Consider the following 12,877-nt stretch of genomic DNA (forward strand, 5'->3'; position numbering starts at 1 on the left):
TAGCCTAATTCAAATTCATGAAAGCTGAATTTGGAACGGAGGAACCAATGTTTGGGGCTAATCTTGCAGAGAGCGGCAATTTAAGAGTAAAAAGTGAAGAATAATTAATCTTTAACTCAACACTCAACACTCAGCACTCAACACGGGCTAAACGCCCCGTTGGCGCAGCCTCTCGTAGAGAAGAGAGCTAACAGCACTCCTAAAAGAGAGACACCTTCCAGTCTTAGCCCGTCAGCTAACTCCGTAGGCAATGGAAGGAACCCCCAAGACTTTGGCTGTAATACAGTTATTATTGGGGTTTCCTTAACTGATTTAAGATTTGAGATTTTGGTTATCGTCACTCAATCTAAAATCCAAAATCCTTCGACTGAGCGTAGCCGAAGTCCAAAATCTCAAATTGGTTGCCCTGCTTCTCATTGCTAATTCATTTCATTAGGAGAAGTAAAGCTGTGCAAATCAAGCCAATGTTAGCACGTCTGCAAAGTGCCACAGGTCGAGATGATTTAATTGAACAAATGGTACTGCTGCCAGAACCAAAAAAACCTTTTTCAAAAAACCCTGAAATCTCAAAAGCAGTTAATCTAATTGTTGCCTATAACGCATCTCCTAACAGTCATACGGCATTAGATATTGCCTTTTGGATTGCCCATCAAACACGTTTAGCCACTAATGCACAAGTTACAGTTCAAGCCGTTTATGTGGTAGAAAATAATCCAGGCAGTCAGTATCCAAATATCTTAAGCTTTCCACAACAACAGCCTTCATTGGAATGTCAAGTCAGTGAAGTATCAAAGTCTGTCACACAGGTATTAACTCAACCCAAATTACAGACAGTGGTAACTCCCCTGCAACAAGCAGATATAATTCTCTGGCAAGCTCGAAGTCTAGCTGAAGAATGGCAAGGTTCCTTCAAATCTCATCTGCGGTTTGGCTCCATTTCCACAGAACTTAACAAAGTTATTGAATCAGAAGCTGCCGATATTCTGTTTCTAGGTTGCAACTCTGTTAATCATCCGATGATTGAGGCTTTAGGTTCTAATTTCCCCTGTGCCGTTTTGGGTATTCCCAGTTGTATTGATGAATAATCGCTGTTTGAAATTCCAGTAATTTTAATCATAGATAAGTCACCTAAAACTAGGTGGCTTTTTTAGCTACAATACAACCAGTTTAACTAAGTTGACAAAAATATTTACAGTTATTGCGAACGTCAGCAAATGAAGCGTTCACAGAGTCTCTCGAAGAGAAGCAATCGCAAGGCTTTGCGATTGCTTCTCTTTATTCGCAATGACGTTGTGTAATTAATTCTGTCCGACTACTTACTAGTAGCCAATTACTCGCAATACGTCACGCAGAACACTATAACCTGCTAAATCCCACAGAAAATATGCAAGAAAGCCAATAGCTGCCAAGCGACCATTCCAAATTTCGGCTTGAGGAGTCCAGCCAAACAGAAATGTATTACGATCTATGCCGTTGTAAGCTTTAGCAACAGGTGGTAAATCGGTAGAAGAACGAGTTTCTTTAGATTGCATTGTTTTTTCTCCAATATTCAGTAGATTTTCAAATGTTTAGTCTTTAATAGCCAATTAGGCGCAGTACGTCGCGTAAAACGCTATAACCTGCTAAATCCCAAAGCAAATAGGCAAGAAAGCCAATAGCTGCCAAGCGTCCATTCCAAATTTCGGCTTGAGGAGTCCAGCCAAACAGAAAAGCGTTACGATCTATGCCGTTGTATTCTGGTGCAACAGGTGGTAAATCAGTAGAAGGCCGAGTTTCTTGAGTTGCCATTTTTTACTCCAATATTTGGTAGTTTTTTAGGTGTTTAATTTCTAGTAGCCAATCAGATGTAAAACATCGCGCAGAATGCCATAACAAGCTAAGTCCCAAACTAAATAGGCAAAAAGCAAAACCCAACAATTACAAACTCACTGTTCCACATTTACAATTAAAGAGTCTATGCAAACAGACAGAAAATAATTGCGATCGCAGTTATTATATTCTGTTGTAATTCCTTGGCAAATCTCTGTTTTTAAGAACAATTTGCCATCTTTTTGCCTTCAACTATTTGTTTGTTAACTTTAATGTAGCTATTAATAGCTAGACTGATTTCTGCCTGTAGGTACAAACCACAAGCACTTCTTATGGACGATTATCAAAAACGTATTATTGTAAACAAATCCATCTTGAGAGGGTAATAAAAAATAAATTTGTAACAAAATGTAAAGTATTGGCAAGTAAACGAGTATTTCGACAGAATTGTTCGCTATAAATTAAGCTAATAAAATTAAAAAGTAGCGGTAAATAATTAATCACAAGTACCGATTTGATTAATTTTTTCATCAAGCGATATTAAAAGTTATATCTTTCGCTGTATGAAAGTTTAAGCCTTTGGAGAGATGCTTTAAATAGCTAAATTCTACGATTCTGATCTAACAAGTTAGGTATTGCCATAGGTACAAACATAATAAATACTAAGAGTTACTTCTCAAGAAATTCTTAATCCCCCCAAATTTAAACTTAGTAGAAGGAAATCCAATGTTCCAAAGTACGGAAATCATGGTGGGACTCCATAAACCACTATTGTGGTTAGCACAGGTTCCATTAGAACGCTCAAACGTCACACCAGAACAAGCATCGGTTCTCATTTCTGGGCCGCGCTTTTTTGTGGCTTTAATCTCCGGCGTGATTCTTGCCTTTGCTTTCCAATTAGTTCTAACTAATCTCTCCCTTGCAGCCGGTATTTCCTACCTGGGGCACTCATCTGATTCGGATTCAGATAATGGAGAAGTCGGAAGTTTGGGCGGCAGCATTCGCAAAATCGGCACAGCAGTAGGGATTTGGACATTACTCACTGTGACGGTCGCCTTATTAATCGCTTCTTACCTGGCAGTAAAATTGAGCCTTGTCATCTCAGACCGAGGATTGGGAGCGATTCTCGGGTTGGTGATTTGGGGTGCTTACTTTTTGCTCCTAGTTTGGGTAAGTTCCACCACCGTAGGCTCCTTAATTGGCTCAGTTGTGAATACGGCAACATCTGGGTTTCAGGCGATTATGGGCACTGCTACCGCCGCACTAGGCGCTAAAGCTGTGAATAGCCAAGTGGTAGCCACGGCTGAAGCCGCCGCCGCCGCCGTTCGTCGAGAACTAGGAAGCGCCATCGACCCCGTGAGTATCCGGGAAAACATAGAAGATTATTTAGAAAAGATCCGTCCTCCAGAGCTAGATGTGTCAAAGATTCGGAGTGATTTTGAAAATTTACTCAACGATCCGCAATTAAAAGCGATCGCCGGGACTCCAGATATCCGCAACATCGACCGCCAAAAGTTTATCGAGTTAGTCAGCAGCCGCACCGATCTTTCTAAAAAAGACGTTAGCCGCATTGCTGATACTTTGTATAAAGTTTGGCAGCAAGTTGTAAGTCAACAACCACCCACCGAAGACCGTTTGGGTGAGTTAATGGATTATCTGAAATCACTTCCAGCAGGACAAAGCAAAACAGATGAACTCAACACCAAGCTAGATCGGTTATTAGCAGAAAAGCGTGATTCCAAAGAATCTGACCAAAAGCCAGCTAGCGGGCCAATTCAAAGTACACTCCAGCAAGGACTCTCTGCCTTAAGCGCCATTGTGTTGGGACGCACAGATTTGTCTGATTTGGATGTAGAAAAAATCTTGGGTAGTCTCACTAACGCTAAAGATAAAGTCACCGAACAAGCAGATAAGTTAGGCTTGCCAACACCATCACAACCCTATAGTCCAATTCGGGCTGATGTCGAAAACTACCTGTACAATACTTATGCTTGGCAACTGAGTTCAGAAAGAATTGCCCAGGAATTTCATGATGTCATCTACGACCCAGCAGCTGACCCTGGAATCGTCCGCAGGGAACTAGAACGACTATCCCGTAATGATTTCGTCAAAATTTTGCAACAACGGGGATTGCTTACCCAAGGTCAAATTCAGCGCATTGCAAATCAGCTAGAAACTGTCCGCCAAGAAGTGTTGGTAACAGTAAGAGCTATTGAAGAAAGAGATATAGTCCAAGACTTGCAACGCGCAGTAGAAAGTTATCTGCTCGTTACTCCGAAGGCAGATTTGACAGCCGAAGGCATTGAGCAGAATTTTAAACCACTGTTGGAAGACTCAGAGACAGATTATGAAACCCTGACATTGCGACTAGCGCACCTTGACCGCCAAGAAATTCGGCAGATATTGCTACAACGTAATGATGTCCAGTTATATGAAGTAGATAGCATTGTCGATGAGTTGGAAAAACAACGCGATCGCGTCTTGGTAGAATCCAAAGGACTAGCAGAACAGGCACAATATCAAGCAGAAACCCTGTGGCTAAATGTAGAATCATATCTGCGTAACACAGGCAAATCAGAACTGAATCCTGATGGCATTCGCGCCGACTTCAAAAAGCTACTAGAAGATCCTCAAGCTGGAATTAGCTCAATTCGGGCACGCTTGTCTCGCTTTGACCGCGATACCTTAGTGCAATTGTTGAGTCAGCGGGAAGATTTGAGTGAAGATCAAGTTAATCAAATCATCAATACTACTGAAGAGTCATGGTACAGTATTCGCCACACACCCCAAGTTGTAGTCGATAAAGCTAAAGAGCAATACGACTCTGTGACGACAACGATCGCAGATTATCTCCGAAATACTGGCAAACAAGAACTGAATCCAGAAGGTATTCAACGAGATTTGACCAGATTATTTGAAAATCCCAAAGAGGGAGCCGTTGCACTGCGCCGTCGGTTGTCGCAGGTAGATCGGGATACACTGGTGAAATTGCTCAGTCAACGCCAAGACTTGAGTGAAGAACAAGTCAATGAAATCATTGATTCCACCCAAAATTCGATTCGTAACTTTGTACGTGCGCCTCGTCGCCTAGCTAGCCGCACCCAGCAAAGAGTAGAATCATTCAAAGGTTATTTGGAAGAGTATCTGCGCCAAACTGGTAAAGAAGAACTCAACCCAGAAGGTATCAAACGCGACTTGCAATTATTGTTGCACGATCCGCGAGTCGGCGTAGAAAGTTTTGGCGATCGCCTTGGACAGTTTGACCGTTCTACCATCATCGCCCTGCTGAAAATTCGGGAAGATATTTCTGATGAAGAAGCGGCGCGAATTGCCGATAATATAGTGTCCGTAAGAGATCAATTTGTCGAACAAGTGCGGAGCATCCAACGCGGCATTCAAGATGCAATTGATGGGGTTTTTGCCCGCATTCGTAACTATCTCAACTCCTTGGATCGCCCAGAACTTAACTATGATAGTATTAAGCGCGATATTCGCACAGTTTTTGACGATCCCCAGGCGGGTTTCGATGCCCTGCGCGATCGCTTGTCCTCCTTTGACCGTGATACCCTAGTGGCAATTATGAGTTCTCGTGAGGATATCTCTGAGGAAGATGCCAACCGGATCGTAGACCAAATCGAACGGGCACGCAACACAGTATTGCAACGTGCAGAACGCCTACAGCACGAAGCCCAACGTCGCCTAGAACAGGTGAAGCATCAAGCACAGCGGCAAGCAGAAGAAACCCGCAAAGCCGCCGCTACAGCAGCGTGGTGGCTGTTTGCCACAGCATTCGTCTCCGCCATTTTCTCTGCATTAGGAGGAGCGATCGCTGTAGTTTAACAAGTTATCTCCGCTAACTTTTAAGCCTCCCGGTATGGGGGGCTTTTCTATGTTTTGCAGACTTACGAGTAGGGCATCCTTGATATCATGTTCGGTAAAAGACTTATCATTAAGAGTGCAGGGGGCAGGGAGCAGGGGGCAGGGAGCAGGGAGCAGGGTGAAAGATGAAAGAGGGTTTTAAGATTTTTGCATAGATGCCCGGAATAATAACTAATCAAGCGGACATGATATGACAGGTTAAGGTCATCAACTATTTGTTAATAAGTAATAGTGCTTAAAAACTCTTTAACATCAAGACTGGAAACACGATTTTTAAAGCTAACTATGCCTACACCTGGTTACGCCTACACGTCATATTTAGCAGATTTCATGTAAATATGCCTTTCAATATAGTCATATATGAATATCATTTACCACTCTCATCTCAGCAATTAGATAGTTGAAAATAGATTTGCTTTAATGTTTTAATGTTATTAAATATCTTGCAATCAAATTTCAGCCTGTTATCAATAAATAACCCTGTAATTTTTGCAAGTTAGTAATTCTTACCTAAGTAGCAATTTCAAACAATGGAAAATACATTAATTGATAAAACCTTCCGTGACAGCAATGGCAAAATTGTTCTGGGCGAAATGCCAAACCCACCACTTATTCTTTGGATAGTAGCTAGTTTACTAACTCTAGTTTTTACAACTGGTAAAATTAATACATTATTAGACATTCTGGCAAATGGCGCCTTGTTTACTTGGGCTTGGCTGGAACTATTTCAAGGCGTTAATTATTTTCGCAGAGCGCTAGGTCTTGCCGTATTGATTGGTCTTATTGCATACCAGCTTCAGTACTCATAAATAGTTGAGTAATAAATAATACTATAACGGTTCCCATTCAGATGCGGTACAAGATTAATCGCGAAGTGTAGGGGCACTGCCGTGCCCCTACGTGTCAACTTAAGCCGAAAACTATATCAGACAGGCGTTTTGTAAATCCCTCACGCCCTCATCCCCTAACCCCTTCTCCCAAGGGAGAAGGGGAATTGAATGTCTAGCTCCCCTCTCTCTTGGGAGAGGGGCTGGGGGTGAGGGCAAAATGTCTTCACCAAGCGGGTTTAGCGTTAAGTTGACACCAATGGGCAGTGCCGTGCCCCTACGGGTGTACCTCACTCAACCGAGAACCGCTATATAAAAAAAGGAAGTTTAGAAACTTCTTTTTTTGTCCAAAATTCAAAATGTGAATAAAGTCATACTGAAATTATGACTTTATTACACTGTGTTTTATTATTCAGCATTTTAAACTGAGAGCAATACAGCAAATTAATTAAGTCGTGTAACAAAACTTACTGTAAAGTTAATGGGTAAGAATATCTGTTCACAAATTATTGATAAATGCTGTATAAAACTCAAGAAAATTAATTGATGGAGATTTGAATATGAAACGTATTCTATTAGGTACATTACTTGCTCTCCCATTTGCAATTTCCTCCTTGCCGTCACAAGCATCAGCAGCAGAAATCATTGTTAGACCCAATGTTCATAGAGCTGCTATTGTGCATAGACCTGGTGTTGCCCGATTTCAACGAAAGTTAATTCCTGCACATTGGGAAACAGTACGACGCGGTAACAGGTGGGTTAAGGTTAGAGTTCCTGCTCGTTATGTAAATGTAAGAGTTTAATATCTAAATAGAGGCTAACAACTCAACTAGAGTTGTTAGCCTATGTTAGGTAAAAATTTGTTGTTGAATAAGATTTTGAAGTAAATACAAGTAGCTGACATCAGTCAACTTAATCAACATGAATATATATCAGAATTCTCAGCTTGTTAAAAAACTTTTAATCTTTATATTAGGAATTAGTTTAGTAACAGCCTGCGATTCCATTCAGGCTGAAGAAAACAGTATAACTAAAGAAAAAATCTTGATTGGTGATAATTATGGAGAACTATACGATCAAGGAAAGTTACGTACCTACTATTTTTATACCCCAAAATCTTATAATCTAGACCGCCCGATGCCATTAGTTTTGGTATTTCATGGAGATGATGGTAATGGTCGGTCTATCAGTAATGTGACTCGCTTCAATGAATTAGCAGATCAAAAAGGATTTATTGCTGTTTATCCAGATGGAATTGACCAAAAATGGAGCCTTAGAGGTAACACCCAAGGAAAAGTAGATGATGTTTTGTTTGTCAGTGCTTTGATTAATCATCTTCAGCAGCAACTCAATATTGATAGTCATAAAGTTTATGCCACCGGTTTTTCTAGAGGTGGGATACTTACTCAAGCACTGGCTTGTAAGTTACCTGATAAAATTGCCGGTTTTGCATCAGTAGCAGGTTCGCTCCCGGTTAGACTCAAACCTAATTGCCAACCTCAAACTTCCATATCGATGTTAACGATCAACGGTACAAACGATCGCGATGTCCTTTATGATGGTGATGACCACACTCAACGAGGAGCGTTGGTTTCGATCTCAGACATGGTAGATTTTTGGCGATCGCACGATCGATGTACCTCATCGAATCAATCTCCAGAGTTTTCTAAAGATAAAGTGAAAACCGCTATCTACACAGGTTGTAATGACAACTCCGAAGTCTGGCAGCTAGCGGTAGTAAACGGTGGACATTTCTGGCCTGGTGGTTCTTCAACTGACGAGAGCCTAAACAAATTTAATGCCAAGCTGGGGCTGAACGCCAGTGAAACAATTTGGAACTTTTTTGAACGTCACAGTTCATGAGTAGCTAATTTTTTAAACACCATTTTGCTTAAACCATGCCAAGAGGCGTTTCCAACCATCCTGAGCTTCTTTCTCACGGTAGGAGGGGCGATAATCGGCAAAAAATGCGTGGGGTGCATTGGGGTAGATGATGATTTCAGATTTGCTGCTACTGGACTGTAAGCGATCGCGCATCTGCTCTACTGTATCAAGAGAAATACCTGTATCCTTCCCACCATAGAGTCCGAGAATGGGGACTGTCAGTTTTGATGCAATATCGACGGGATACTTGGGCTGAAGTTCGGTAGCATCGCCCACGAGTCGCCCATACCAAGCTACACCAGCCTTCACTTGGGGATTATGTGCTGCATATAACCAGATAATGCGGCCGCCCCAACAGAAACCTGTAATTCCCAATTTCTTGCCATTACCCTTAGCTGACTTCTTTGCCCACTCTACTGTGGCATCGAGATCGGATAACACCTGGGTATCTGGCACTTTGGCGACAATTGGACGAATTTCGTCTATGTTGCTTAACTTTGAGACATCGCCTTGACGGATAAATAATTCGGGTGCGATCGCTAAATATCCCAACCGAGCAAAGCGACGAGTGATATCCTGAATATGCTCGTGTACACCAAAGATTTCCTGGATTACCAAGACAATGGGGAAATTGTTACCAGTAGCTGGTGCTGCTCTATAGGCAGGAATTTCGCCATCCTTGACGGGAATTTTCACCGCACCAGCGACTAACCCCTTGGCATCAGTAGTGATGACTCCGGCAGAAATGGGTTGTACTGCGAGGGCAAAACCCGTCGCCACTGTCGCTGTTGCAATAAATTTGCGGCGCGTTAGTTCTTTCATCATCTCTACGTTGAATTACTAAGTTCCCTTATATTTAGGTTATTGTATGGTCAAATGCGCAAAGGGGTAGGTGTACAAATTTCACACCCGAAAAAAAGTGCTTCTATCTCAACAGCAGCAAGCATTTCACCCTACTAATCGCCTAACATTCATCCGCGCAATCTCTGAAATGCTTACAAAAATTGAGTTTCAGCCTTCAACCTTTCCCGACACTCTTCCCAAAGGAATTCTCTAATGCTATGATTGCTCTAGAGTCGCGCAACCGCACCTTGAAAACTAAATATAGCTTGATTTTCAGGCTCCCGCCATTGCAATTCATCAAAATCCCTATTAGGGATTGAAACCCAATATCCTTGTAGTCCGCCTTTGGGATATTGTGAATTGCAATTCATCAAAATCCCTATTAGGGATTGAAACTGAGCATTGCCTCTTTCCCAAGATGCCTGTGTCAAGGCAATTGCAATTCATCAAAATCCCTATTAGGGATTGAAACACATCTTGCTTTACTTTCTCTAGCTCACGCCGAAATTGAATTGCAATTCATCAAAATCCCTATTAGGGATTGAAACAAAGATCCAAGAACTTGAAGCGTTAAAAGAGGAATATTGCAATTCATCAAAATCCCTATTAGGGATTGAAACTACACTAAATTGGAATGTCAGCGCAGTTAATATCATTGCAATTCATCAAAATCCCTATTAGGGATTGAAACAAGCTCGTACCTCAACGACCCCAAAAACAGACAATATTGCAATTCATCAAAATCCCTATTAGGGATTGAAACATATAGCTGTGCCCCTACTCATTGGGAAGAATTTATGCATTGCAATTCATCAAAATCCCTATTAGGGATTGAAACTTCAAATTAATCTCCTTTGTAAGCTTGAATCAATATTGCAATTCATCAAAATCCCTATTAGGGATTGAAACTTTTTGCAGCCGCTACTATTAGCTTAGATGTAATTGCAATTCATCAAAATCCCTATTAGGGATTGAAACACCAAATTCGCGGCGGCTTAAGCCCAAACCTTCAATTGCAATTCATCAAAATCCCTATTAGGGATTGAAACGAGGGAACACAAATGTATTATATTGTTTCTTTACATTGCAATTCATCAAAATCCCTATTAGGGATTGAAACAACGTGGGGGGAGTGAAGCGAATGTAGGTTCCCGTGTAATTGCAATTCATCAAAATCCCTATTAGGGATTGAAACTTCCTACTTACTTCTTCCTTTACAAAATGCCTATTGCAATTCATCAAAATCCCTATTAGGGATTGAAACAAGAGTGGCAGTGGGGTCTGGGGAAACCTCAGATATAAAACTTAGTATTAATATTAGACAAAGAGCGATCGCCTTATTTTTCCCGATTTATCCAATCTTCTCCACCAGCTAACTGACTGAGATAATCATCCATAATCGCAGGTAATTCCTTTGGTGAATAAGTATATGTTAAAGTCAGTAAACTAGTAGCTGTAGTTAAAATCTGGCTTTTATTTAGCATTGCTGACAACTGAGAACGAGTAAACTTCCCATCCATTACTTCCTCACTAGCATCAGCGATCGCATCCTCAATAATTTCCTCTTCTATCAAATTTTCCCACTCATCTAAATTAATATAGTAAGATGCTTTATTATCTTTAATATTCAGCTTTTTAATTTCTCGGATAGAGTTACGAATAGAATTGGCCCATGAACCAGTTAATCGTTGTTCTACTTGGTTTTTAATTAAATGAATCAGCAGAATGTTTAAATAAGCTTGGATATTTCGCAGAATAGCTTGTTTACTCATGCCTTCTAATTCATCAACAATTGCCAAGGCATCGGCATAACGTCCTTCCAAAATACTATTTTTGAGGTCTATCAATTCCTGTGTCATTTTTTCACCGCCTACCTGCTTTCCAATCTTCTCCACCGATTAGCTGAGTTAAAGTTTCAGCCACAATTGCGGGTAACTCTTTAACTGAATAAGAATAAGTTAGCGCCAAAAACTTCAAAGCAGTCTGAATTAGCTGGTTTCTATCCACCATTTCAGCCAGTTGAAATTGATTATATGCCCCATTCATTACTTCCTCACTAGCATCAGCGATCGCATCCTCAATAATTTCCTCTTCTATCAAATTTTCCCACTCATCTAAATTAATATAGTAAGATGCTTTATTATCTTTAATATTCAGCTTTTTAATTTCTCGGATAGAGTTACGAATAGAATTGGCCCATGAACCAGTTAATCGTTGTTCTACTTGGTTTTTAATTAAATGAATCAGCAGAATGTTTAAATAAGCTTGGATATTTCGCAGAATAGCTTGTTTACTCATGCCTTCTAATTCATCAACAATTGCCAAGGCATCGGCATAACGTCCTTCCAAAATACTATTTTTGAGGTCTATCAATTCCTGTGTCATTTTTTCACCGCCTACCTGCTTTCCAATCTTCTCCACCGATTAGCTGAGTTAAAGTTTCAGCCACAATTGCGGGTAACTCTTTAACTGAATAAGAATAAGTTAGCGCTAAAAACTTCAAAGCAGTCTGAATTATCTGGTTTCTATCTACCATTTCAGCTAGTTGGAATTCATTGTAAATTCCATTCAAAACTTCTACACTGGCATCACGCACTGCTACTTCTATTTCATCTTCAATACAAATATCCCATTCGTTTAAATTGATATAATAAGATTTTTTATTATCTTTGATATTGAGTTTTTTAATTTCTATAAGTGAATTACGAATAGAAGCAACCCAAGAGTTTGTTAATCGCTGCTCTAGTTGGTTCTTAATCAAATGAATCAGCAGAATCCTTAAATAAGCTTGGATATTCCGCAGGATAGCTTGTTTACTCATGCCTTCTAATTCATCTACAATTGCCAAGGCATCTGCGTAACGTCCTTCCTGAATACAAGTTCTGAGGTCTATTAATTCTTGTGTCATTTTTATTAACCTCAAAATTTCATTATGCTAATTTCAATATAACAATCACCTATAGTTTATGAATAGCAGGTAAGATATCCTGCTATTCATAAAGTAGTATTATTTACTTATTCGCTTGTATCACCTGCAAACTACCACCTGCATATAAAGTTGACTTACTCGCTTTAAATCCAGTCTTAGCTAACAACTCAACTAAATCAGTTTTCAGCAATTCCCAAGCTGTTTCTGTCTCAAACAATAACAAAAACACCGATACCCCAGGCCAAAATATCGGATTTGTCGGAGCGTGAAAATCCACCAGCGTAAAAACTCCTCCTGGCTTCAACACCCGATAAACTTCATTAATAATTTTTCGTAATTGCTGAGGCTGCATCTCGTGTAATGCAACGCTGGTATGCACCACATCAAACAAATTATCTGCAAATGGCATCTTCTCGGCAAAAGCTTCTATGTATGAAGCTTCGGGTACATTTAGCCGCGCCCGTTGCAAAGACTTAGGTGAAGCATCCAATCCTGTTACGTTTTGTGAAGTTTTTACTAAAAACTCCGTCGTTTGCCCACTACCACAACATAAATCTAAAACCTGAGAATCTGAGTGAATTGTTAAGCCTTGCAAAGCAAGTTGCCGAAAACGGGCTTCACCACCTACACTTAAGGCTGCTAAACGAGAGATCCCATCATATAACCACTGATAACGGTAACTCCAATCCCTTAAAATTGTTGCCAT

General features: G+C 40.5%; 13 protein-coding genes, 1 CRISPR repeat array and 1 riboswitch. Of the genes, 6 read left to right on the forward strand and 7 right to left on the reverse strand.

Annotated elements, in window-relative coordinates:
* Nucleotides 1-12 precede the first annotated feature (12 nt).
* A riboswitch (cyclic di-AMP (ydaO/yuaA leader) is annotated at nucleotides 13-265 on the forward strand.
* Nucleotides 266-464: 199 nt separating this feature from the next.
* Complete coding sequence (locus tag V7K41_RS18700; protein ID WP_334850598.1) at nucleotides 465-1,085, forward strand: universal stress protein; 621 nt, start codon at nucleotides 465-467, stop codon at nucleotides 1,083-1,085.
* Nucleotides 1,086-1,319: 234 nt separating this feature from the next.
* On the opposite strand, the gene V7K41_RS18705 is transcribed toward V7K41_RS18700, so the two are convergent.
* The gene (locus tag V7K41_RS18705) at nucleotides 1,320-1,532 is read right to left on the reverse strand and encodes a high light inducible protein (RefSeq protein WP_334850513.1); all 213 of its coding nucleotides are present in this window, start codon (nucleotides 1,530-1,532) and stop codon (nucleotides 1,320-1,322) included.
* Between the two features lie 43 nt (nucleotides 1,533-1,575).
* Nucleotides 1,576-1,788: a high light inducible protein gene (locus tag V7K41_RS18710; RefSeq protein WP_334850514.1), complete on the reverse strand. Its 213-nt coding sequence runs from the start codon at nucleotides 1,786-1,788 to the stop codon at nucleotides 1,576-1,578.
* 747 nt (nucleotides 1,789-2,535) lie between these two features.
* Here V7K41_RS18710 and V7K41_RS18715 point away from each other — a divergent pair.
* The 4 genes from V7K41_RS18715 to V7K41_RS18730 all read left to right on the forward strand — a co-directional run bounded on the left by V7K41_RS18715 (nucleotide 2,536) and on the right by V7K41_RS18730 (nucleotide 8,378).
* Nucleotides 2,536-5,649, forward strand: a complete 3,114-nt coding sequence (locus tag V7K41_RS18715; RefSeq protein ID WP_334850516.1) for an MFS transporter — start codon at nucleotides 2,536-2,538, stop codon at nucleotides 5,647-5,649.
* 569 nt (nucleotides 5,650-6,218) lie between these two features.
* Nucleotides 6,219-6,497: a hypothetical protein gene (locus V7K41_RS18720; protein WP_334850517.1), complete on the forward strand. Its 279-nt coding sequence runs from the start codon at nucleotides 6,219-6,221 to the stop codon at nucleotides 6,495-6,497.
* 578 nt (nucleotides 6,498-7,075) lie between these two features.
* A complete protein-coding gene (locus tag V7K41_RS18725; RefSeq protein ID WP_334850518.1) occupies nucleotides 7,076-7,318 on the forward strand; it encodes a hypothetical protein in 243 nt (80 codons plus the stop codon).
* Nucleotides 7,319-7,436: 118 nt separating this feature from the next.
* On the forward strand, nucleotides 7,437-8,378 hold the full coding sequence (locus tag V7K41_RS18730; protein ID WP_334850519.1) for an extracellular catalytic domain type 1 short-chain-length polyhydroxyalkanoate depolymerase: 942 nt from the start codon (nucleotides 7,437-7,439) through the stop codon (nucleotides 8,376-8,378).
* 12 nt (nucleotides 8,379-8,390) lie between these two features.
* On the opposite strand, the gene V7K41_RS18735 is transcribed toward V7K41_RS18730, so the two are convergent.
* Nucleotides 8,391-9,221, reverse strand: coding sequence for a dienelactone hydrolase family protein (locus V7K41_RS18735; RefSeq protein WP_334850600.1), 831 nt, complete (start codon nucleotides 9,219-9,221; stop codon nucleotides 8,391-8,393).
* Between the two features lie 97 nt (nucleotides 9,222-9,318).
* Between V7K41_RS18735 and V7K41_RS18740 the strand changes: the two genes are divergently transcribed.
* Nucleotides 9,319-9,456, forward strand: coding sequence for a hypothetical protein (locus tag V7K41_RS18740; RefSeq protein WP_334850520.1), 138 nt, complete (start codon nucleotides 9,319-9,321; stop codon nucleotides 9,454-9,456).
* A 72-nt stretch (nucleotides 9,457-9,528) separates the two neighbouring features.
* Nucleotides 9,529-10,506: direct repeats of the CRISPR family, unit length 37 nt; unit sequence ATTGCAATTCATCAAAATCCCTATTAGGGATTGAAAC.
* A gap of 73 nt (nucleotides 10,507-10,579) precedes the next feature.
* Here V7K41_RS18740 and V7K41_RS18745 read toward each other — a convergent pair.
* The 4 genes from V7K41_RS18745 to V7K41_RS18760 all read right to left on the reverse strand — a co-directional run bounded on the left by V7K41_RS18745 (nucleotide 10,580) and on the right by V7K41_RS18760 (nucleotide 12,877).
* Complete coding sequence (locus tag V7K41_RS18745) at nucleotides 10,580-11,101, reverse strand: hypothetical protein (RefSeq protein WP_334850521.1); 522 nt, start codon at nucleotides 11,099-11,101, stop codon at nucleotides 10,580-10,582.
* A gap of 4 nt (nucleotides 11,102-11,105) precedes the next feature.
* Entirely contained in the window at nucleotides 11,106-11,627 is a 522-nt protein-coding gene (locus V7K41_RS18750; RefSeq protein ID WP_334850523.1) for a hypothetical protein, read from the reverse strand.
* Nucleotides 11,628-11,631: 4 nt separating this feature from the next.
* Nucleotides 11,632-12,150, reverse strand: a complete 519-nt coding sequence (locus tag V7K41_RS18755; protein ID WP_334850525.1) for a DUF29 family protein — start codon at nucleotides 12,148-12,150, stop codon at nucleotides 11,632-11,634.
* 103 nt (nucleotides 12,151-12,253) lie between these two features.
* A complete protein-coding gene (locus V7K41_RS18760) occupies nucleotides 12,254-12,877 on the reverse strand; it encodes a class I SAM-dependent methyltransferase (protein WP_334850527.1) in 624 nt (207 codons plus the stop codon).

Source organism: Nostoc sp. (genome assembly GCF_036917415.1).
GTDB lineage: Bacteria > Cyanobacteriota > Cyanobacteriia > Cyanobacteriales > Nostocaceae > Nostoc.

Excerpts from the sequence above, each read along its gene's own strand:
- V7K41_RS18735 (WP_334850600.1), bottom strand. The coding sequence starts at position 9,221 with ATGAAAGAACTAACGCGCCGCAAATTTATTGCAACAGCGACAGTGGCG.
- V7K41_RS18750 (WP_334850523.1), bottom strand. The coding sequence starts at position 11,627 with ATGACACAGGAATTGATAGACCTCAAAAATAGTATTTTGGAAGGACGT.
- V7K41_RS18760 (WP_334850527.1), bottom strand. The coding sequence starts at position 12,877 with ATGGCAACAATTTTAAGGGATTGGAGTTACCGTTATCAGTGGTTATAT.
- V7K41_RS18705 (WP_334850513.1), bottom strand. The coding sequence starts at position 1,532 with ATGCAATCTAAAGAAACTCGTTCTTCTACCGATTTACCACCTGTTGCT.
- V7K41_RS18725 (WP_334850518.1), top strand. The coding sequence starts at position 7,076 with ATGAAACGTATTCTATTAGGTACATTACTTGCTCTCCCATTTGCAATT.
- V7K41_RS18700 (WP_334850598.1), top strand. The coding sequence starts at position 465 with ATGTTAGCACGTCTGCAAAGTGCCACAGGTCGAGATGATTTAATTGAA.
- V7K41_RS18755 (WP_334850525.1), bottom strand. The coding sequence starts at position 12,150 with ATGACACAAGAATTAATAGACCTCAGAACTTGTATTCAGGAAGGACGT.
- V7K41_RS18720 (WP_334850517.1), top strand. The coding sequence starts at position 6,219 with ATGGAAAATACATTAATTGATAAAACCTTCCGTGACAGCAATGGCAAA.
- V7K41_RS18730 (WP_334850519.1), top strand. The coding sequence starts at position 7,437 with ATGAATATATATCAGAATTCTCAGCTTGTTAAAAAACTTTTAATCTTT.
- V7K41_RS18710 (WP_334850514.1), bottom strand. The coding sequence starts at position 1,788 with ATGGCAACTCAAGAAACTCGGCCTTCTACTGATTTACCACCTGTTGCA.
- V7K41_RS18745 (WP_334850521.1), bottom strand. The coding sequence starts at position 11,101 with ATGACACAGGAATTGATAGACCTCAAAAATAGTATTTTGGAAGGACGT.
- V7K41_RS18715 (WP_334850516.1), top strand. The coding sequence starts at position 2,536 with ATGTTCCAAAGTACGGAAATCATGGTGGGACTCCATAAACCACTATTG.